This is a genomic window from Lacinutrix sp. YIN62, assembly GCF_057219185.1.
The window spans coordinates 1-21,836 of the sequence record NZ_JBXVVH010000024.1 but is presented as its reverse complement, the minus strand read 5'-3'; the positions used below and the strand labels follow the sequence as shown (position 1 = coordinate 21,836).

Annotated in this window: 23 protein-coding genes; all 23 read left to right on the top strand. The window is 33.0% G+C overall.

From position 1 onward, the window contains the following. Positions 1 to 236 precede the first annotated feature (236 nt). The 23 genes from AC2D8I_RS14080 to AC2D8I_RS13970 all read left to right on the top strand — a co-directional run bounded on the left by AC2D8I_RS14080 (position 237) and on the right by AC2D8I_RS13970 (position 21,772). Positions 237 to 1,040: a sulfite exporter TauE/SafE family protein gene (locus AC2D8I_RS14080; RefSeq protein WP_484706662.1), complete on the top strand. Its 804-nt coding sequence runs from the start codon at positions 237 to 239 to the stop codon at positions 1,038 to 1,040. Between the two features lie 307 nt (positions 1,041 to 1,347). Further along, positions 1,348 to 1,932, top strand: coding sequence for a Crp/Fnr family transcriptional regulator (locus AC2D8I_RS14075; protein ID WP_484706661.1), 585 nt, complete (start codon positions 1,348 to 1,350; stop codon positions 1,930 to 1,932). A 98-nt stretch (positions 1,933 to 2,030) separates the two neighbouring features. Then, positions 2,031 to 3,647, top strand: a complete 1,617-nt coding sequence (locus AC2D8I_RS14070) for a glutamate synthase-related protein (RefSeq protein ID WP_484706660.1) — start codon at positions 2,031 to 2,033, stop codon at positions 3,645 to 3,647. Between the two features lie 3 nt (positions 3,648 to 3,650). Then, a complete protein-coding gene (locus tag AC2D8I_RS14065) occupies positions 3,651 to 3,932 on the top strand; it encodes a hypothetical protein (protein WP_484706659.1) in 282 nt (93 codons plus the stop codon). Then, the gene (locus tag AC2D8I_RS14060) at positions 3,932 to 4,297 is read left to right on the top strand and encodes a DUF1622 domain-containing protein (protein WP_484706658.1); all 366 of its coding nucleotides are present in this window, start codon (positions 3,932 to 3,934) and stop codon (positions 4,295 to 4,297) included. Before AC2D8I_RS14065 ends, AC2D8I_RS14060 begins: the two co-directional genes overlap by 1 nt. A gap of 206 nt (positions 4,298 to 4,503) precedes the next feature. Continuing rightward, the gene (locus AC2D8I_RS14055; RefSeq protein ID WP_484706657.1) at positions 4,504 to 6,456 is read left to right on the top strand and encodes a thiamine pyrophosphate-binding protein; all 1,953 of its coding nucleotides are present in this window, start codon (positions 4,504 to 4,506) and stop codon (positions 6,454 to 6,456) included. Positions 6,457 to 6,641: 185 nt separating this feature from the next. Further along, positions 6,642 to 6,851: a hypothetical protein gene (locus AC2D8I_RS14050; RefSeq protein WP_484706656.1), complete on the top strand. Its 210-nt coding sequence runs from the start codon at positions 6,642 to 6,644 to the stop codon at positions 6,849 to 6,851. Then, a complete protein-coding gene (locus tag AC2D8I_RS14045; protein WP_484706655.1) occupies positions 6,848 to 7,237 on the top strand; it encodes a hypothetical protein in 390 nt (129 codons plus the stop codon). The genes AC2D8I_RS14050 and AC2D8I_RS14045 overlap by 4 nt, the downstream gene beginning before the upstream one ends. Then, entirely contained in the window at positions 7,238 to 8,284 is a 1,047-nt protein-coding gene (locus tag AC2D8I_RS14040; RefSeq protein ID WP_484706654.1) for a Rieske 2Fe-2S domain-containing protein, read from the top strand. It abuts the gene before it with no gap. After that, positions 8,274 to 9,068, top strand: coding sequence for a hypothetical protein (locus tag AC2D8I_RS14035; protein ID WP_484706653.1), 795 nt, complete (start codon positions 8,274 to 8,276; stop codon positions 9,066 to 9,068). Before AC2D8I_RS14040 ends, AC2D8I_RS14035 begins: the two co-directional genes overlap by 11 nt. Positions 9,069 to 9,103: 35 nt before the next feature. Continuing rightward, positions 9,104 to 10,390, top strand: coding sequence for an APC family permease (locus tag AC2D8I_RS14030; RefSeq protein WP_484706652.1), 1,287 nt, complete (start codon positions 9,104 to 9,106; stop codon positions 10,388 to 10,390). Between the two features lie 169 nt (positions 10,391 to 10,559). Then, on the top strand, positions 10,560 to 11,285 hold the full coding sequence (locus tag AC2D8I_RS14025) for a flavodoxin family protein (protein ID WP_484706651.1): 726 nt from the start codon (positions 10,560 to 10,562) through the stop codon (positions 11,283 to 11,285). A gap of 26 nt (positions 11,286 to 11,311) precedes the next feature. After that, entirely contained in the window at positions 11,312 to 11,458 is a 147-nt protein-coding gene (locus AC2D8I_RS14020) for a hypothetical protein (protein WP_484706650.1), read from the top strand. Positions 11,459 to 11,595: 137 nt separating this feature from the next. Next, a complete protein-coding gene (locus AC2D8I_RS14015; RefSeq protein ID WP_484706649.1) occupies positions 11,596 to 12,327 on the top strand; it encodes a DUF547 domain-containing protein in 732 nt (243 codons plus the stop codon). 3 nt (positions 12,328 to 12,330) lie between these two features. After that, positions 12,331 to 13,902 carry a protein adenylyltransferase SelO gene (locus AC2D8I_RS14010; RefSeq protein WP_484706648.1) on the top strand — a complete coding sequence of 524 codons (1,572 nt, stop codon included), beginning with the start codon at positions 12,331 to 12,333 and terminating at the stop codon, positions 13,900 to 13,902. A 104-nt stretch (positions 13,903 to 14,006) separates the two neighbouring features. Further along, positions 14,007 to 14,120, top strand: a complete 114-nt coding sequence (locus AC2D8I_RS14005; RefSeq protein WP_484706647.1) for an FAD-binding protein — start codon at positions 14,007 to 14,009, stop codon at positions 14,118 to 14,120. A 1-nt stretch (position 14,121) separates the two neighbouring features. Further along, positions 14,122 to 15,384, top strand: coding sequence for a dihydrolipoyl dehydrogenase family protein (locus AC2D8I_RS14000; RefSeq protein WP_484706676.1), 1,263 nt, complete (start codon positions 14,122 to 14,124; stop codon positions 15,382 to 15,384). Continuing rightward, positions 15,381 to 16,085, top strand: coding sequence for a TIGR04283 family arsenosugar biosynthesis glycosyltransferase (locus tag AC2D8I_RS13995; protein ID WP_484706646.1), 705 nt, complete (start codon positions 15,381 to 15,383; stop codon positions 16,083 to 16,085). The genes AC2D8I_RS14000 and AC2D8I_RS13995 overlap by 4 nt, the downstream gene beginning before the upstream one ends. Positions 16,086 to 16,261: 176 nt before the next feature. Further along, positions 16,262 to 16,708, top strand: coding sequence for a YHS domain-containing (seleno)protein (locus AC2D8I_RS13990; protein ID WP_484706645.1), 447 nt, complete (start codon positions 16,262 to 16,264; stop codon positions 16,706 to 16,708). Positions 16,709 to 16,988: 280 nt separating this feature from the next. Continuing rightward, complete coding sequence (locus tag AC2D8I_RS13985) at positions 16,989 to 17,630, top strand: LysE family transporter (RefSeq protein WP_484706644.1); 642 nt, start codon at positions 16,989 to 16,991, stop codon at positions 17,628 to 17,630. A 4-nt stretch (positions 17,631 to 17,634) separates the two neighbouring features. Continuing rightward, the gene (locus AC2D8I_RS13980) at positions 17,635 to 18,120 is read left to right on the top strand and encodes a DinB family protein (RefSeq protein ID WP_484706643.1); all 486 of its coding nucleotides are present in this window, start codon (positions 17,635 to 17,637) and stop codon (positions 18,118 to 18,120) included. Between the two features lie 27 nt (positions 18,121 to 18,147). Continuing rightward, positions 18,148 to 19,191 carry a D-alanine--D-alanine ligase gene (locus tag AC2D8I_RS13975; RefSeq protein WP_484706642.1) on the top strand — a complete coding sequence of 348 codons (1,044 nt, stop codon included), beginning with the start codon at positions 18,148 to 18,150 and terminating at the stop codon, positions 19,189 to 19,191. A gap of 1,030 nt (positions 19,192 to 20,221) precedes the next feature. After that, positions 20,222 to 21,772: a hypothetical protein gene (locus tag AC2D8I_RS13970; RefSeq protein WP_484706641.1), complete on the top strand. Its 1,551-nt coding sequence runs from the start codon at positions 20,222 to 20,224 to the stop codon at positions 21,770 to 21,772. The last annotated feature ends 64 nt before the right edge of the window (positions 21,773 to 21,836 follow it).

Genomic DNA, 21,836 nt, shown 5'->3' with positions numbered 1-21,836 from the left:
ATTCTGTAAAATACATTAGAAGGTTAGAAAAAACATAACGCCCTTTTACTTAAACAAGAATAGAAAGAAAGCTTCATAGAAATATGAAGCTTTTTTAATTCAATTCAAAAGCATATTCCAAGAAGGCATACCATATTTATTTACTGTTTTAATTCTGCGAACTTATTATATCAATAATAATATTGTGGACTACCTAACGAAACCCTACTTTTGAAAACATTAATAGAAATCTGCTTATGGAAATGTTAGAACTTTTTGGATATGCTTGTGCTTTAGCAATAGGGATTTCTTTAGGCCTAATTGGAGGTGGTGGTTCCATTTTAGCAGTCCCTGTATTGGCTTATTTGTTTTCTGTTAACGAGAAAGTGGCAACAGCCTATTCTCTTTTTATTGTTGGATCTAGTGCATTGTTAGGTGGTGTTAAGCAGCATATAAAAGGATATGTTGACTGGCGAACTGCTTTGGTTTTTGGAATTCCTGCTATTATAGGCGTTACTTTGGTAAGGCATTATGTTGTTCCTGCATTACCCAATATCCTTTTTAATATTGGCGATTTTCAATTTACCAGACGTATGGCAATGTTTGGGTTATTTGCTGTACTTATGGTCCCAGCAGCCTTTTCTATGCTTAAAACACGAAACGTAAAACCTAAAGCAGAGACCATAGGTTATAATTATCCTTTAATTATTTTTGAAGGGCTTTTAGTTGGTGGTATAACTGGTTTAATCGGCGCTGGTGGAGGTTTCCTAATTATTCCAGCATTAGTTATATTGGCTAATGTTGAAATGAAAATAGCAGTAGGCACTTCTTTAATAATTATAGCATTTAAATCCTTGTTGGGGTTTTTCTTAGGCGATGCTTTAACTATGGAAATTAATTGGCCATTTTTAATGGTGTTTACAAGTCTGTCCTTACTCGGTATTTTTATAGGAAGCTATTTAGGAAATTTTGTAGAGGGTAAAAAATTAAAAAAAGGCTTCGGTTATTTTATTTTTATAATGGCTATTTTTATATTCTATATGGAATTCTTCATAAAATAATATAATAAACTCAGAGTGCCATTAGAGGTATTCTATAAATAATTCCTGTAAAATTAGGAGACTAATATTACCCTTAAACTTCAAATATTTCCTTTTTATCATTTTGAAATTAGATATAACGATGCTTACGTTGTAAATAATGCAGTGAATTGTCGTCTAAAGTAACTTCATAAAATATAATGATTCCTTCGCCATTAAAAAAGGACTACATTTACAGATAGCATTAATTATCAATACGTTGGAGAGAATAACTAAATTTTGGTTTTTAGAAGATTTTAATCTTTTTAAAAAATTGGGCAGAATCAAAATGATGAACATTTGTGAAATTATTGAAATGGATAATTTTAATAAAGGAGATTTAATTTCGCTTAAAAATGAAAGCAGCCTATTCTTTTTAAAAAAAGGAACGGTTAAAATCATAGATTCCAAAACAAATACAATTAAATATGTCGTTAAAAAAGGGCATGTGTTTGGTGAACTGGCGCTTTACGATAAAGCCTCAGCAAACAATGAACAAGCCATTGCATTGGAAGATTCTATTGTATGTTACATTGAGTTTGAAGAAATGGAGCGGCTTATGGAAAAACATAAATCTCTTAAAAATGGGATTATAAAAATATATGGTTTACGAATTAAAAAATTAGAAAGGAGATTGCAAAACTTATTGTATAAAGACAGTGCAGAGAGAATTAAAGACTTTATAACAGATTATATTCTCGAGCATGGCGAAACTGTAGCTCATAATCAAGTTGCAAAAAACTTATTAACACATAAAGACATCTCAGTTCTAACAAGTACTTCAAGGCAAACGGTTAGTAATGTTTTAAGTAATATGCGAAAACAGAAAGAAATAGATTACAATTCTAATTATATGTCAATACCCCTAAAATAAATGTTTTGTACGGAAAAGATTGTAATCTTTATTAATAATGAAAGTTTTTAGAGGTTAATACGTCTTAATTATTAAATAAAAGCCAAAAATCTAATTAAATGACAACCAATAAAATTGAAGTTGCAACACTTTCAGAGTTGCAATTAAAACAGCCTGTATATGCTTTAGTAAGTAATACGGACCTTGTAATTATTAAACACGAAACAGGAATTTCCATATTGTATGGTAGGTGTCATCATAGAGGCGCTTTATTGTCAGACGGACATATAGATGGAAAAAATCTTATTTGTGGTGTCCATGGATGGGATTATAGATATGATACAGGGATAAGTGAATATAATAATTCTGAACAACTTCATAAATTTCAAGAATATATAGAAGGAGATGCTTTATTAGTCGATGAAAATGAGGTTATTGCATTTGAAACAAGCCATCCGCAACCATTCGATAGAGAAGAATATTTAGGAACTTATGCAGATACTCATCCTGAAGATACCGAACCTTACACTAATTATATAAAAGACCTCGCTAAATATGGTCTTAAAAAATATGGGAAGCATGGTCCTGCATCAGCAATGGGAGTCGATAGAAACACGCTTCCAAAATGGGAGAACATTCAGTTTTTACCAGCCCAGTTTTCAAAACGTCCTTTATTGGACGATCACGTTATAAATACAAAAGTAATTATTGGCCCAAAAGCAAAGAAGCCATTAGAACTAGAGATGCCAATTTTTGTATCCGATATGAGTTTTGGGGCGTTGTCTAGAGAATCTAAAATAGCATTGTCTAAAGGTGCTGAAATGAGTGGAACAGGGATTTGCTCTGGAGAAGGCGGAATGCTTCCAGAAGAACAAGCAAATAATTCGAGATACTTTTATGAATTGGCTTCAGGGAAGTTTGGTTTTACTTGGGAAAAAGTACAGCAATCACAAGCGTTTCATTTTAAAGGCGGGCAAGGTGCAAAAACAGGTACAGGCGGACATCTTCCAGGAGAAAAAGTGACAAAACAAATCGCTGAGGTTCGTGGGTTAAAAGAAGGTCAAACGGCTATTTCGCCAGCCGCTTTCCCAGATTTTAAATCGGTAGAAGATTTTAGAAATTTCGCTAATAAAATACGAGAAAAAACAGGAGGTATTCCCATTGGTTTTAAGTTGGGAGCTAGCCGTATAGAAGACGATATAGATTTTGCACTAGCAGCTGGTGCAGATTATATTATTCTCGATGGAAGAGGTGGAGGTACAGGAGATGCTCCAAATATTTTACGAAATAATATTAATGTGCCAACAATTCCTGCACTCGCAAGAGCGCGAAAGCATTTAGATCAATTAGGAGCAAAAGATATTTCCTTAATCATTACAGGAGGCTTACGTGTGGCTGAAGACTTTGCAAAAGCGTTAATGATGGGGGCAGATGCCATTGCAGTATCTAATGCAGCACTTCAGGCTATAGGTTGTATTGGGATGCGTGCATGTAATACCAATAATTGTCCTGTAGGAATTGCTACTCAAAAAGAAAGTTTACGCACTCGAATTATAATAGAGCAATCTGCAAAACAACTATACAACTATTTTTCGGCAACAAATGACTTGATAAAAGTAGTTGCGCGTTCTTGTGGGCATGATAATGTCAATAAATTTAATCAATCAGATTTAAGTACGTTTAATCTAGATATTCACAAACTAACCGGAATTCAATACGCCGGAATAAACCCTTAATTTATGAACCTATACAATTCAATTACAAGCTACTTTTCTAAAAAAAATAAAGGAGAAATTATACAAGCACCAGAACATGTTTGCCCAAATTGTTGGGGGACTCAAAATTATGATGGAAAATACAGAGAGCTTTATAAAGACAGGCAAGTCGATGTGAATAACCATGAAGAGAATTATGCTTTTATTCAAGATTTTATTGTAAATCATGTCGATGGAATTAAACTTAAAAAGGACAAATCAGGCTTTGTATGTCCAACATGTAGAGTAAAACCAGAAATGTCTTGATGGAAACGATACTCGAATATGTAAAAGATGGCCTAAGCATCGTAAGTGAAATAGTGAGTTATATTGGCGTTATTATTCTTATGTATGGCTTTACAAAAGGTCTTATTCAATTAATAAAGAATGAAACCTCTAAACGCTCTAAAGCCTTTTTTTTTAATTCTATTCAGAATTTACGTTCCAAAATTGGATTGTATATTTTATTGTCATTAGATTTTTTAATAGCAGCAGATATTATAGAATCAGTAATCCATCGTACTCAAGAGGAGTTAATCAAATTAGGGATGGTAATAATTATACGTATAGCGATTGGCTTTTTTTTAGGAAAAGAAATAACAGAAATTCACGAGTCTAACCTAAAAAAATAAAACAATAATTTTAGTAGTAAATAAGTGCATTGGTCAAAACTAAGAGACCTTTTGTGCATTTGTATTACTTAGAAATTTAGGATGTAATATCTAAAAAGAGTAATGTTCAAGGAGCTATTATCTCCATAAACCTTATTTATTATTTACGCTTATAATCTTATAAGTATATAAGGACAACAATTTAATCACATAGAAAAAAACTAACTATGGCTACAAAAAATATAAAATGGTATAAAGTTTTAGATAATAAAAAAGACCTTCCAGAGGGACGGGTAAAAACGGTAACGGCAGAACATCAAGGGATTTGTTTAACTCATTACAAAGGAACGTTTTCGGCATTAGACAACCGTTGTCCACATCAAGGCGGTCCATTAGGAGAAGGCTCAATAGAGAATGGGAAACTCCGTTGTCCATGGCATGGTTGGGATTTCGACCCTTGTACAGGACTACCTCCAGGAGGTTATGATGATGGCGTTAAAACATTTGAAGTAAAAGAAGCAGATAACGCTATTTATGTTGGCGTTGAAGAAGAAGCTGAACATGAAACAACCATTTCTGATGTTATGGTAGAAACTATGGTAAATTGGGGTGTAAATCGCGTGTTTGGGATGGTCGGTCACTCTAATTTGGGCGTTGCAGATGCTTTAAGGAGAAGGGAAGATAAAGGCGATTTAAAGTTTTTTGGTATTCGCCATGAAGGAGCAGCTGCTTTTGCAGCATCTGCTTATGGGAAACTGACAGGAAAACCTGCGGCCTGCTTTACCATTGCCGGGCCTGGAGCTACTAACTTATACACAGGACTCTGGGATGCTAAAGTCGATAGAGCGCCTTTATTAGCTTTAACAGGGCAAGTAGCTACTCAGGTTGTAGGGACTGGCGCTTTTCAAGAAGTAGATTTAGTACAAGCTTTCGAATCTGTAGCACCATTTAATCATAGAGTTGAAGGCTCCAGTAAGCATAGTGAATTAATGAGTTTGGCTGTTAAACACGCCATTATTAATAGAGAGGTTTCGCATCTTACTTTTCCAGACGATATTCAAACACAAGTAATTTCAGAAGGAGAACAAGCGCAAACAGCAGAAGGGCGAATGCCAGCTTTTTCAATTTCACCACCAAAAGAGGTTTTTAATAAAGCCATAGGAATGTTAAAAAAATCAAAGCGTCCAGTAATTATTGTTGGTCATGGTGCGCGTTTTGATATGGAAGCAATTATAGCTTTTGCAGAAACTATTAACGCCCCTGTATTAACAACATTTAAAGGAAAAGGGCAAATAGCAGACAGTCACCCATTAGGTTGTGGTGTGTTAGGCCGAAGTGGTACCCCCATCGCCTCTTGGTTTATGAATGAATGTGATATGCTTTTAGTAATTGGCGCTTCTTTTTCTAATCATACCGGTATTACGCCTAAAAAACCGACCATACAAATAGATTTTGATCCATTGGCTTTAAGTAAATTTCATGCGATAGATGCGCCGCTTTGGGGAGAAATATCTACAACTGTAGCACAATTAAAGACTGCTTTAAGTGGGCAAATGGCTACTATAGATCAACGACCAGAAATTGTAGCGCGCACAAAAATATGGAAAGCAGAGAAAGCAAAACGCCTACAAGAAAATGAGGGGCATGGTGTTAGTTCTATTGCCATATTTGATGCCTTAACACGATTAGCTCCTAAAAATGCGATTATGTGTGTAGATGTAGGAAATAATGCCTATTCTTTTGGTCGCTATTTCGAATCAGAACAGCATAATTTTTTAATGTCTGGTTATTTAGGATCTATAGGTTTTGCATTGCCAGCATCTATGGGAGCTTTTGCAGCCGTTGGTAATGATAGACCTATTATAGCAGTAGCTGGAGATGGCGGTTTATGTCAATATTTAGCAGAGATTTCTACTTTAGTAAAATATAAAATGCCTGTTAAACTTATTGTTGTTAATAATGGCGAGCTAGGTAAAATATCTAAAGAACAGCGTGCAGGTGAATTTGATGTTTGGAAAACAGATTTACACAATCCAGATTTTGCAGAATTTGCATTAAGCTGTGGTGCGTGGGGTAAAAGCGTCTCTAATAGAGAAGATATGGAAAAAGCAATGACGATGATGATGCAACATAATGGCCCCGCTTTATTAGAAGTAATGGCTGATGTAAATTTAATTTAATCAATAGAATAATAGAACAAAAGCTAATCCGAATCCCAAAAGGGGGAAGTGAGAGCTGTTAAATTGTGTTTTTTACTTGAATGTTATTTGGAGATATTGATGTAAAAAAATAATGAGGCAAAGCACCAAACATTAAATGCGATGTCTCAGATGCAGCTTAGAAAAAAGAATAAATAATATATAAAATGAGTATAACTATTAATATTTTTTTGAGTTTTTTAGGGACTTATTTTTTGTTAGGGTTTTTATTTGGAATTTATTTTCTTTTTAAAGGGGCAGTAAAAGTAGACCCGCTTTTAAAACAGAGTAAATGGTTAGTGGGATTACTCCTTTTTCCAGGAGCAATCGCGATGTGGCCTTTTTTAGTGTCTAAATTTTTAAAATCTAAGATATGACTTCTAGGCTAAGAAAAATTCATAAATCACTATGGATTGTAATCGCATTTACTTTACCTATACTTATGTATTTATCCCTAAAAGAGACTTCAAATTCTTCATTGGAAAATACAATGAGTACTGTTATAACAACGAAAACTTTTAGAGATGAAAATGAATATGTTAGTTATTTGAAAAATAAAAACCAACTAACTCTTTTTATTAAGAAACCTATTAAAAGCGCATCTACTGTAGTCTACGAACTTAAGAATGACGAAAAAGGAGATTTGTTGGGTAAAATAGTTAGCCTAAATCAAATGTATGTGTTTCATGTTGATGCAGAAGTAGAAGGGGTTCTATTATATGATACCATAAAAAAAGAATCAATATTCAAAATACATTTTTAAATGGGATTAGATTATCAATTAGTACTTTGGAATAATAATAAGAAAAAATATGATCGGTTTATTGTCCTTTTTATGTTGCTTTATCTTTTGTTTTTTGCAGTATTTAGTTTCGTATTGTTCCCTGAGATTACAGCAGAAACATTAATTCTTAGAGCTTTTGGCACATTAGCTATTTTATTGCTAAATATTATTTTAGTAATTGGTCCTTTAACGCGGTTGAATACAAAATTTTTGCCATTACTTTATAATCGCAGGCATTTAGGGGTCAGTATGTTCATTGCAGCCTTAATACATGGTGGTTTTGCTATGTTTCAATTTCACGCATTAGGTAATGTAAATCCGATATATTCGCTGTTTACGGCGAATATGGACTATGGTTCTTTGACTAATTTTCCTTTTCAGGTACTTGGTTTTTTGGGACTATTGATTTTGTTTTTTATGGCGGCAACAAGTCATGATTTTTGGTTAAATAATTTAAAGCCAAAAACATGGAAACAATTACATATGCTTGTATACCTTGCTTATGCTTTATTAATACTACATGTATTTTTAGGACACTTTCAGCAAAATACAGCGCCTTTAACTGTAGGGCTTTTATCAATAGGTTTTATAAGTATTGCTACACTGCATATTATAGCAGGGATTAAAGAGGTGAAAATAGATAAGCAAACGCATAAAGTATTAGATAAAGGTTGGGCGTTTGTTTGTGATATTGATGCGATAGAAACCGATAGAGCAAAAATTTTTACCGTTGCTAACGAACGGGTTGCTATTTTTAAATATGAAGGGAAGTTGTCTGCAATACATAATGTGTGTAAACATCAAGGCGGTCCATTAGGAGAAGGGAAGGTAATAGATGGTTGTGTAACTTGTCCTTGGCATGGATATCAATATTTACCAGCTAACGGACAATCACCCCCACCGTTTACCGAAAAAGTAGCGACATACAAACTTAGAGTTATTAAAAATGCTGTTTACATATATCCCAAAGCCTTGGAAGAAGGGACTCTGGTTGAACCTGTAATCCTTAAAAAAAATGAAAAATAAAAATGATGAATTTTATGTGGGGTATAACGACGATGTCCCAAAAGAAACAGGGCGTTTATTGCAAAAAACGAGTTGGGTTTTGCTTATAGTACTTATTGTTTTTGTAGCAGTATTTAGTTTAAGTCAAAAACCGTTTAAGAATGGGACTTTTGAATTGGTGAGTCAAAATGAAGTAACAGGCATTTATCATGAGCGTCCTTATCCTATGTTGCTTGTAACTATAAGTAAAAACAGTTATAAAAATATTTTATTATTAGGATTTGGGAAATTTGGAGCAGGAAAATATATCAATGCATTAGAACAAGAAAATAAGGACATTATTAATAGAGAAATGACTATTAAAGGGAATCTTATTTACTATAATGGTAAAACATTGTTACAGATTAAGGATGAACAAGATATAACCATAAATAAGCAAAAAGAGAACAAATTAGCACCTTTAGAAACGATAGGAACTAAGACTTTAAAAGGAGAAATAATAGATCCTAAATGTTATTTTGGAGTTATGAAACCAGGAATAGGAAAAATACATAGAAGTTGCGCCGTTCGCTGTATTTCTGGAGGGATACCACCAGTTTTTGCCGCAATAGATAAAAATAATGTTACCAATTATTTTTTAATTACAGATACAAACGGGATGCCTATAAATAACGTAATATTGCCTTATATTGGGCAACCTGCTGAAATAACAGGGTTTGTTGATAAATTTAACGATAGCTGGTTTCGCATCGCAATAGATGTTAATAACATTGAGTTATTAAATAAAGAGTCTCGTATTTATTAATACCATAGAACATAAAATACATTTAAATTTTTATTATGAGTAAAAAAATAGGATTAAAAGAAGCGATATCAATAGGAATAGGCGGCATGGTAGGCGGTGGAATTTTTGCCGTTTTAGGATTAGCTGTAGCATTAGCAAAAGGTGGAACGCCTGTTTCCTTTTTAGTCGCTGGTCTAATAGCATTAATTACATCATATAGCTATGTGAAGTTATCTCTTAAATATCCCGATAGAGGTGGTACTGTAAAATTTATTAATCAGGGATTTGGCATTGGACTCTTTAGCGGTGGTATAAATAATTTACTTTGGATTAGTTATATTATTATGTTAGCTCTATACGCTTCAGCTTTTGGTTCTTATGCGCCTAATTTATTCGAGATTACAAGTAACAAGGTTTTAGATGCTCACCTTTATGCTTCTGGAATAGTAGTTATTGCAACGGCTATAAACTATTACAGTATAGTAATAGTTGGAAAAATAGAATCTTATGCCGTTATAATTAAGCTTATCATTTTATTATCATTTGTAGGAGTTGGATTATATGGATTAATAGGTAACCCTCATTTAGAACAGTTGTCTCCAAAACATTGGGAGTCGCCATTTAAATTACTTACCGCTGGAATGGTGATTTTTGTAGCTTATGAGGGGTTTGAATTGATTGCAAATGCCGCTCCAGATATTATAAACCCTAAGAAAAATATTCCTAGAGCCTATTTTTGGTCTGTTATTTTTGTAATACTTCTTTATATCATTATTGCTATAATAACAGTTGGCTCTTTAGATTTTAGTGACATTGCAACGGCACAAGATTATGTGTTAGCAGAAGCAGCTAAACCTATGTTAGGAAAAATTGGCTTCACTGTTATTACTGTTGCTGCTCTAATTTCTACGTTTTCTGCTATAAACGCATCGTTATATGGAGGTACTAGAGTGAATTACGAAATTGCTGAAGACGATGAACTCCCCAATCAATTTACCTGTAAACTATGGAATCAACCTATCGGGTTGTTAATCACAGCAATTACGACACTCATTTTAGTAAATACATTAAAATTAGAGAGTATTTCAACAGCTGGTAGTGTCGGTTTTTTATTAATATTTGCCATCGTTAATTTTGTGGGATTCAAATTAGCAAAAGATACAGGGAGTAAAAAAAGTATTCCTTTAATCGGTGCTATATTGTGTTTCTTGGCAATGATAGCCTTGCTCGTACAGCACTATTCAACTAGTAAAACAGATGTTTATATTGCGATTGGCATCATTGCTTTCAGTTTCCTTTTAGAATACGTTTACAAGAAAACAGAAAAAAAGAAGATAAGCTAATAGCTGTATTTAGTGTAGATCTATTCTGTAAAAAAACGAATCAGTATGCTTTAGTGCTCTGATATGAGCAAAAAATTAAAAGGATATCACTATCGTTTATTAAAAAACATTTAAAATAAATCGTTCTTCTATCCTTAAAAAACGAACCCTTAACTTAATCCTAAAAAAGATGGAAAATAATAATCAGAAACTAAAAGCTTTATTTTTAAATTGTACTATAAAATATAGTCCAGAAGTATCAAATACAGGCGCACTAACAGAAAAATTGATAAAGCGAATGAAAGAAGTGCATGCTAATCTAGAGGTAGAAGTCGTAAGAGTTACAGACTATGCTGTTAAGTTTGGAGGCGCAAGTAATGATATGGGTGGTACAGATGAATGGCCTACTATTTTAGAAAAAGTAAAAAATTGCGACATTTTTGTAATGGCAATGCCCATTTGGATGGGAGTTCGTTGTTCTGTTGGACAAATGGTTATAGAGCGTTTAGATGGCACTACAAAAGGAGAGGAGGCGCAATTTCCTTTATATAATACCGTTGCTGGTGTGGTTGTGACTGGAAATGAAGATGGCGCCCATGATGTAGCGGCAAATACCTTATACAATTTAGCTCATTTTGGGTGTACAATTCCACCAAATACAGATGTTTATTGGGTAGGAGATGCCGGGCCAGGAGCAAGTTATATTGATGCTCATGGTGGATTAAGTCCTTATGTGAATAGAAATATTGAAATGACCGCGCAAAATTTAATTCACGGCGCATTAATGTTAAAGGCGATGCCTTATCAAATAGACTTACGCCCAATTAAGAAAAAGATGATGCGCGATATGAAACTAAAAATGGAGGTTATGATGGAAGCGACTATGAAACTAAAACAAAGATTAGAAACGGAATAATTCCTACTGCCAGGAAATATCTTGAAATGGTATATAATAACCGGAAAGCGCTTAAAATTAACGGTTTTCGAGATATGGATTATTATGCTGTTAACCCATACCATTTACCTCTTGAGCTAATGATGAAAAATGCAGGATTACAACGCGCTAATTTTATAGCAGAAACTACATAAAATCATAAACTATAACAAATAGGTAATGATAATAATGGCGACGGCTTAGTTGCGTATATTAGAGTGTTTTTTAATCCAAATTATTAATTCAAACCGAATGAAAAACCTTTCAGAAATAGGGGGCTATATTTGAGAAAATGAGGAGATTACTTGGTTACACCGTTAATTATTCCTTACTTGATATTAAAACGGAACCTCCTAAGCATATGGGTTGGGATATCTTGTTAAAAAAACATATAAAAAACAATGGGCTGGTAGATTATCTGGGGTTTATTGCAGATCAAAAAGAGTTACTAAATTATACAGCTCAATTAAGTGAGAATCCACCATCTAAATACTGGTCAAAAGAAGCACAATTAGCCTGTTGGATTAATGCATATAATGTTTTTACGGTATTATTAATTACGCAGTATTACCCTGTTCAAAGTATTAAGGATATCGCAGGGAGACTTCCAATGCTTAATTCTGTGTGGGATTTAACGTTTTTTAAAATTGGAGAAACCGATTTTGATTTAACAACTATAGAGCATAAGATTTTACGTAAGCAGTATAATGAGCCTAGAATTCATTTTGCCATTAACTGGGCCTCTATTTCTTGTCCTAAATTAAGAAATGAAGCCTTTACTGCCAATAAATTGGACGCACAATTAAATACGCAAGCTCTAAATTTTATTAATGACCCAACAAATAATATTATAACAGTAAACACAATGAAGCTATCAAAAATATTTGAATGGTTTAAAAGTGATTTTACAAAGACATTAACGTTATTTCAATATATAGAACATTATCTTCCGTTTGTAATTAATAGGGAGGCGACAATTGAATATCTAGAATACAATTGGAATTTAAATGAATTAAAAAAATAATATATGAAACTTAATATAAAAGATACTTTTAATAAAAGGTTACCTGCTGATCCCGATAGAAGCAACATTAGGAGGCAAGTCTATAAATCTTGTTTTTCGTATGTTACTCCAAAAAAACCTGCACAGCCTAAGTTGCTTCATACAACCACAATGCTAACAGCATTAGGGCTAACAGAAGAAGAAGCACAGTCTCAGGAATTTTTAGAAATTATTACAGGAGCCAAAGTATTGGAGCATACAAATCCATATGCGATGTGCTATGGAGGGCATCAATTTGGAAATTGGGCAGGGCAATTAGGAGACGGGAGAGCTATAAATCTTACAGAGGTTTTATATAATAATAAACGTTGGGTATTACAATTAAAAGGAGCGGGAGCGACTCCGTATTCTCGCTCAGCAGATGGGTTAGCTGTTCTTCGTTCGTCTATTAGAGAACACCTTTGTAGCGAAGCAATGCATTACTTAGGAATACCAACAACGCGTTCGCTTTCTTTGGCGCTTTCAGGCGATGAGGTCCTTAGAGATGTGTTGTATGATGGTAACGCTGCTTATGAAAAAGGCGCCATAGTTTGTAGGGTAGCCCCTTGTTTTATACGTTTTGGGAATTTTGAAATTTTTACAAGTAGAAATGATATAGAAACACTAAAAAAACTTACCGATTATACTATCGATACGTTTTATCCAACAGTGAAATCAGGAAATAAAGCTGGTTATTTAGCTTTTTTTAAGCAGGTTGTAGAAAATACTTTAGAAATGATTATCCATTGGCAACGTGTTGGTTTTGTTCATGGGGTTATGAATACCGATAATATGTCCATTCATGGGTTAACCATAGATTATGGCCCTTACGGATGGTTAGAAGGTTATGATCCTGGTTGGACGCCAAATACAACAGACAAACAATATAAAAGATATAGGTATGGCAATCAGCCTCAAATGGCCTTATGGAATTTATATCAATTAGCAAATGCCCTCTACCCATTAATAGAAGATGCAAAGAGCCTTGAGGCTATTTTACACGATTATAATTCTAATTATCAAAGCGAGTATTTGAATATGATGCGTAATAAAATAGGACTGTATACACCAATAGAATCGGATTCTAAATTAATTTCAGATTTAGAAAAGAATTTGCAATTAACAGAAACAGATATGACTATTTTCTTTAGGAATCTAGCCAATATTTCGAAGCATAATGATATAGCAGAAGGGGATGCGTTTTTAAGTTCTGTGAAAAAAGCTTTTTATAAGTATGAAGACGTTAAAGGAGAGGTGCTTACTGCATGGAAAGATTGGTTTGTAAATTACATTAAACGATTACAGTTAGAAAAAGTGACAGACCAAGAGCGTAAAGTAAGAATGAATACAACAAATCCAAAGTATGTTTTAAGAAACTATATCGCACAATTAATCATTGATGCAGCAAACAAGGGGGATTATGCACTTATAGATGATATACATACAATGCTAAAAAAGCCTTATGACGAACAAGAAAACTATGAAAAATGGTTTGCTAAAAGACCAGAATGGGCGAGGCATAAAGTAGGATGCTCTATGCTTTCCTGTAGTTCGTAATAATAGCGCTTTTATGAGGGGTATTTATTTGTTTAGGTGTGAGTTAGTGGTTGTTTATTAATGTATGGTTATTATTAACAGAAGGGTGAAATCAATTTAAATTTATGAATATGAAACAATATGATGTTATAGTAATAGGTGCTGGTTCGGGTGGTTTGGTTGCAGCAACTACAGCACAACGGAAAGGTTTAAAAACAGCTTTAGTAGAAAAAAAATAAAATTGGAGGCGAATGCACCCATTATGGTTGTGTGCCAAGTAAAGCGTTAATTAATGCTGCAAAAGCATATCATAGCATGGGAAGCATGGAATCTCTGGGGATTCAAGTTTCAAAACCTGAAGTCAATTTTAAAGCAATCATGGAAAAGGTAGATGCGATCGTTCAAGGGATTTATAATCATGAAAAACCAGAAGTTTTTGAAAGTCAAGGGATCGATGTTTTTGTGAATTCTAGTGGGGCACAATTTATAGATAACACGACTATTACAATAGGCGAAAATACATTACAATCTAAACATTTTGTAATAGCAACAGGGTCTTCTCCTAGAATTCCAGAAATAGAAGGCATAGAAAAAGTAAATGTTTTGCATAATGAGAATTTTTGGAAATTGAGAACCCACCCCAAGAAAATAGTTTTTATAGGCGGTGGAGTCATTTCTGTAGAAATAGGGCAAGCGTTGGTGCGATTAGGGTGTGAAGCTACTATTTTGGATAGAAATTCAAGAATACTTAAAGTAACCGATAAAGCGATAGGTGCTTATTTAAGTAAGGAAATTGAAAACGAAGGCGTACAACTTATTACAAATGCACAAGTCTTACGCTTCTATGATAAAAACACACTCTGTTATACAGTAAACGGTAAAGAAGAAAAAGTATCTGCCGATTACTTTTTTGTAGCAGCTGGTCGTTTGCCAAATGTTATGGGAATGTCTCTAGAAAATGCTAATGTTGCGTATACAAATAGAGGGATACAATCCAATGCATATTTACAAACATCTAATCCTAATATTTATGTCTGTGGCGATGTAACAACTCCTTTAAAGTTTACCCATACAGCTTCGCATCAAGCTAATATTTGTATGGATAATATTATTAATGGAAATCATAAAAAAAATGATTTAAGCATATTACCTTGGGCTATATTCACAGAACCAGAAATTGGTCATGTTGGATTAACAGAAAATGCAGCAAAAGAAAAATTTGGAGAAGCGAATATTACTTCCTTTAAGGTCGATGCTAATATCGATCGTTTTATTACAGATCGAAAAACAGGCGGGATGCTTAAAGTGATCTTTAATAATGAAGATTTAGTTTTAGGAGCAGAAGCTGTGGGAGCTCATGCAGGGGAATGGATACAACTCTTTACTATAATTATAAAAAATAAAATAACGGCGCAGGAAATGGCGAATACTATTTTTGCCTACCCTAGTTATTCTGAAATTGTTAAGAAAGTATTTAGTAGATACCTAAGAAGTAAATCATGATTTCAGTAATTATTGTAGCATATAATGAAGAAGCATTTATAGAATCCATTATAAAAGAATTACAAAAGCAAGAGTTTAAAGAGGCCTTTGAAATTATTTTAGCCGATGGTGGGAGTTCTGACAAGACCGTGTTTTTAGCTCAAAAAAACAAAGTTAAAGTGGTCTCGTGTACAAAAGGGAAATCAAGACAAATAAATGAAGCAGCTAAACAAGCATTAGGTGAAGTTTTATTTTTTGTTCATGCAGATATGCGATTTAAAAATCAAACGCTTTCAGTAATTCAGGAAAAAATAGAAGCAGGGTATGATGGAGGCGGCTTTTCTAATACATTCGATGCGCATAATTTAAAAATCAAAACATTGGGTGCTTGGATGAATTTTAGACTCTTTGATACACGCGAACAATCCGACAAAGGTATTTTCTATGGCGACAACGGTATTTTCGTAACGAAACAGGTTTTTAATAAACTACAGGGGTTTAAAGAGATTCCAATTATGGAAGATTATGACTTTTCGTTAAGAGTAAAAAAACACCAATATACTTTTGTGAAAATTAAAAACCCTAAAATTATAGTTTCAGCACGCAGACACATAAAAGCTGGGTTTTTTAAAACGAGATTTCAATGGGTAGTGATTCGAAAACTTTATAAATGGGGCGTATCTCCAGAACGCTTAGCAAAATGGTATGGAGACATACGTTAATAAAAGAATAAATTTAAACCCTATCACGATTTTTTATTAAACGACAAGAAAGGTTAATCTATTCATTGCGACCTAGGCTACATAATTAACATTATCTAATTAGGTTACAATTATAATTTGTGATTCAATGGATTTTTGGAGATTTAAAATAAATAATAGTTAAAAAATCCACTAAAATGAAAAAGATACTATTCATCGTTCTTATAGGAATAAGTTTTATAGCTAATGCACAGTCAATAGATTATAATACAAAAAAAGGATATGTAGCCAATGGCTATGATGTTGTTTCATATTTCAATAATACAGCGAAAGAAGGGAACAGTAAATTTGTTGCTACCCATGACAATGTAAAGTATAAATTTTCTTCACAAAAAAATCTAGACACATTCAAATCAAACCCAGAAAAATATGTTCCTCAATATGGTGGATATTGCGCTTATGCTGTAGCAAAAAATGCAGAAAAAGTATCTATTAACCCAAAAACGTTTGAAATAAGAGACGGGAAATTATACCTTTTTTACAATTCATGGGGAAGTAATACCTTGAAATTTTGGAATAAGGAATCTCCAGAAAAATTAAAAATAAAAGGAGACGAAAACTGGCAATCTCTGAAAAATAAATAAATACCTATTAATAATTAATAGTTATCAAAGGACGCGACTTGTAGTAATAAAGTAAAAAAAGACTGCGATTATCGTTAAGTTGGCTGATTAATAGTATTTTAGCAATGTGCTTTTCCCTTTTGTAAATACAATTTTATTTTTTTCAAAAAAATATTATAAACTGTATCAAATAGTTACAGTGTTCGTGTTGTGTAATTTTCTTACTTTTAAGGATGTTTAAAGTGCTTTATTAGGATTTAAAACACTATGAAATAGTGTCATTTAATGTATGATTAAATTTTTGAAAATATTTACTTATGGCTTCTTAATAAGCTTTTTGGGGTCATTACCCATAGGGACTTTGAATATCACAGCTTTTGAAATAGCGTCCTCTAAAAGCTTAAGTAATGCAATAGTATTTGCTATAGCAGTAGTTTTAGTAGAATTAATTATTGTAAGAATTACATTAATAGGAATAAAGAAAAGTGAATTAAGTACAAAAATGTCATTTTATCTATTTCCTTTAGGAATCGTATTACTGGTCTATTTAGCGATCTCCAATTTTATAGATTTAGGAACCCGTTCAGAATTAGGAACTGGATCTTCATTATTTTCAACAATAGAATCACCATTTCTTCTTGGGGTGTTATTAAGTAGTTTAAACCCATTGCATTTACCCTTTTGGATGGGATGGAATCGTATTTTAACAGTTAAAAGACTCCTTAATACTCAAAATAGTATTCGCGCTTTATATATGTTAGGTATTGGTCTAGGCACTTTAGGAAGTTTATTCATATTTATTATTGCTGGCTCTCAAATATTTGAAAATTACCAACACTACAATTACATAATAACATTAATGTTAGGGTTAATATATTTAGCCTTTTCATTTTACCTTATGGTATTGTTTTACAAAAAACATTTAAAATTAAAAATTCAATAAAACAATGTTCAAATCTTCGATTCAAACCATAGAACAATTAAAGGACGTCTTAGTGCAATTACCAGAAGGATGTTATAAACAACCTTGTAAAGCACTTTCTAATGCTTCTATAGGACAACATACCAGACATGTAATCGAGCTTTATAAATGCCTTATACATAACTATGAACAGGGGCGAGTATGTTATGATGAAAGAGAGCGAAATTTACAAATTGAACAAGACGTAAACTGCGCTGTCGAACAACTTGATACTATACAACAGCATCTTGAAAAGCCTAATAAAGCGATAACAACAAACTACCTGTTAAATGGAGAAATGGTTACTTTGGAGTCTAATTATTATCGCGAAGTAATGTATAATTTAGAGCATATTATACACCACAAGGCCTTAATAAAAGTTGGTATCGGACAATTAACAGCTATAAAAGTCCCTGAATCGTTTGGAGTTGCGCCATCAACACTTAAATTTAAAAAAGAGTTATCGCAATAACCTATATGTATTAAATTAACTTAACAGATGACGCATTTGAAATTATTGCTTTATAGAATCCTACATTGGGAGTATTGGCCTCTCAATGCCGTTTATTTTCCACTTTTTCCAGTATGGTCTTATTATGCATTAAAAGCGAGATCCTTTTTCTTTTTTAATGCTGCAAATCCGTCTATAAAAAATGGAGGAATGGCAATGGAATCAAAAAAAGAGATTTACGATATCATTCCACCACAGCATATACCTAAGACACTATTTATAAAAAAGAACGCGTCTTTAGATGCGGTTCTTAAAACAATATCCAATTCAGGTCTTTCATTCCCTCTTATCGCCAAGCCAGATATTGGAATGAAATCTTTTGGGGTTGCCAAAATCAATGATAAAAGTGAGCTTAAAGAATATGTGTCTAAGATTTTTATCGATTTTTTAATTCAAGAACTTATAGAATACCCTAAAGAAGTGGGGATTTTTTATGTAAGGCATCCTAATGAAAAAAAAGGAAAAATAACAGGCATTGTTTCTAAAGAATTTTTGTCTGTTACTGGTAACGGACACGATACTATTGAATGTCTTATAAAGAAAGATCCCAGAAGTCATTTTCAGCTCTCAGTTTTAAAAAAGAAATATGGCGCAGCACTAAAGACTGTCTTACCTCTAAATGAGCCTTTTGTATTAGTGCCGTTTGGAAGCCATACCAGAGGTGCTAAATTTATAGATTGTTCAGATAAGATTACTGAAAAACTACGCTATTTAATCGATAGCATTTGCTCCGAAATTCCCGAATTTTATTATGGGAGATTAGATATCTTATTTAATTCTTTTGAAGATCTTGAAGAAGGGAAAAACTTTAGTATCATTGAAATAAATGGTGCTGGTAGTGAACCTACGCATATTTATGACCCTAAACATTCATTGTTTTTTGCATGGAAGGAAATTATAAGACATTGGAAGTTGCTTTACGAAATAAGTAAAGTTAATAATAAAAAAGGATGCCATTACTTAAGTTTTAAAGATGGTACGGCAATGTTACGCGCAAACAATTCATTAGAGAAGCATCTTAAGTTGATTTAAGGTTAAGTCTAAGCTTTAACTCTTGTAAACTAGGTGTTTTAGCGAACATTTGATCAAATGAAAAACTTGAATTCGAAAACAAAATACTCGAAATTCAGAGACTATTAATTGAGATTTATACTATATATCTGACCATTGAAATGGAGCTCAATGAAGGGGATTATGAGGCCTCTCTCAATTTAGATTATGCCAGAATTAGAAATATAGTAATAGGGGATTTTCAAGATTTCGGTTGGTATCATTCGGTTTAGGGAAGTCCTAAAATTAATGAAGATGCAGAATTAATTGATAATTTGATTGATATAATAAAAGATTTAATTGCGGTTCAATAGAGACTGGAAAATAACAGTGAGAAAGATGAACTTTACCAATTTTAGTTTTTAATGATACATCACTCTGAGCAACATATAGTAGATTTATTAAAATATTTAAAGAACAAGAACTAGCAATAATGTTTCCATAAATAGCGAATTTAAAACCCTGTATATTATATATTTTATAATGCTCATATTCGGGGTTTTTTAAAATCAAAAAATAAAGAGCTCTATAAATGGAATTTATTTAATAATAATAATGATTTATGTGTTTTCAGATCAAGGGAGTTTCAAATATGGCAATTCACTTGTTGTTTTATTTTATGGAGGCTTTTTTGTGATTTCACATTTTATAATAATCGGACTGATTAAACTGTTTAAATCGGTTACGAAAAAATAAAAACACACTGCATAGCGGTTATGAATAATAGCTTTAAGTTGTACTTTGCTCTCGCTAGTATTTACTAATGGGGTTACTGGCAAGTATTAAAAATACGTAGTTCTACGTATTTTTTAGAAATAAAAGGGTTACTATTTTCGCAAGCGCTCTAAAAATAGACCTTTGCTTTATAATTTTAAACAAGCGTTACTTCCTTACATTTTATAGGTGATATTAAATAGAGTTTAACATATAAGTAAAATACACTTATACAGTAGTCATGATTAATTTAGACTGCGTTAATAGAGAAAATTATTACCTTTAAACATATTTTAACATGAAAAAAAAACGACTAAAAAACTATCTAAAAATTGGGATTCTGCTCTTAGGAATCTCCCTTGTAGGGTGCCAACACGATGATTTAGATTACCAACCAAAATCTGAAATTAACACAAATAAATCGCCATTCCAACTCAAAACAAAAAGTTATCTTGAATTAAGTGGGGATTACAAATTTACCAATACACTTAACAAAGTACTGAAAGATAAAAAAACGGATCTTGGCATTAGTTCTAAAACGGTTATGGAAGAAAATTATGGCTTTACCATAGATTCGTCGTTTATAAAAGAAATTTATTCCGAAAACCACATTTCCTACACCTTCCTTATTCACAGAGATGAAACTGATGATACTTATTTTGAGAACCTTGTTGTCGATATTGATAATACAAATAATGTTAATGCGGTCATTGTTAAGTATACGCTGAATTCTGAAATAGTTGAAATAGAAACTGATGCAGCATTCATATTGGATGCAGAGATCGAGGCCACAAGCATAACTTACAACAACAGCCAATTCAAAATGAATGGCGAGTGTGTTGGAGTTTTAATGTGCCCTTTAAAATCTGACCACCCAGCTGGTCAAGCTTGTATAAATGCCAACAGAACAGGAAGTGACGCTCTCTATCTGGATACCTCAACATGTCCAGATAGTTCTGGAAGTAACGGAGGCAATGGAAGTAACGGAAGTAGTGGAAGTAACGGAAGTACAAATACTTCTGGTAATACAGGGAGTACTGGAGGTTATGGAAATAATAATGGTTGTAACAATTGTGGTACTGGTACCAACCATAGTGGAAGTACTAGCTCTGGTTCTGGATCAATTGTTACTTCTCCTGTTTTTGGTGAACTAATGACCTCTGAAGAAGCTGAAATTCTGGCCAACGATTGTAATAAACTGGAGGAACTTTCCAATAGCCCAGATTTTATAGCAAGATTAGCAGAACTAAAAGAAGAGGCGCTCAACGGAAACACAGAAATATCCTATTACGGAAACAAAAATACAACAACAAACGAAACCTCGTTTCCCAACGATTCGCAACATAGGTTTCAAGGACAGGCGAACCAAGTAGAGGTTAAGGTAAATTATACAGGTTATACCGATTGCGTTGTGCATAACCATTTTGTTGCAGATGCTGAGACGAGCTGTCTATCTGTATTTTCTCCAGATGATTTGTATTCCATATTCAAAATGTTTTCTGATGGTGTAATCTCAGATTTGTCTAACTTTACTGCTGTTGTAGTAACTCCAAAAAACGGAGGTACGGTTTATGCAATTACCATTAGTGATGTCGCTGCCTTTCAAAACGCGGCATGGTTCTTTTCAGGAGATCCTGAACGAATAAGAAGAAGATACAATAGTCAATCTGGAATTAATGAAGATTATTCCAATAGCGTAAACGAAAAAGGGCTTGTAGGTTTTCTTAATAACGATAGCCATAATCTTGGAATGACACTGTATAGAGGAGATATTAATGACTTTACATCTTGGGCAAAATTAAAGGGGAGTAATAATAGAAAAAGCGTAAAAGCAAACGATTGTAATTAATTTAAAAAACATAAAAAATGAAAAATTTACTACTATTTATTATCTGTATTTCGGCTTTAAGCTG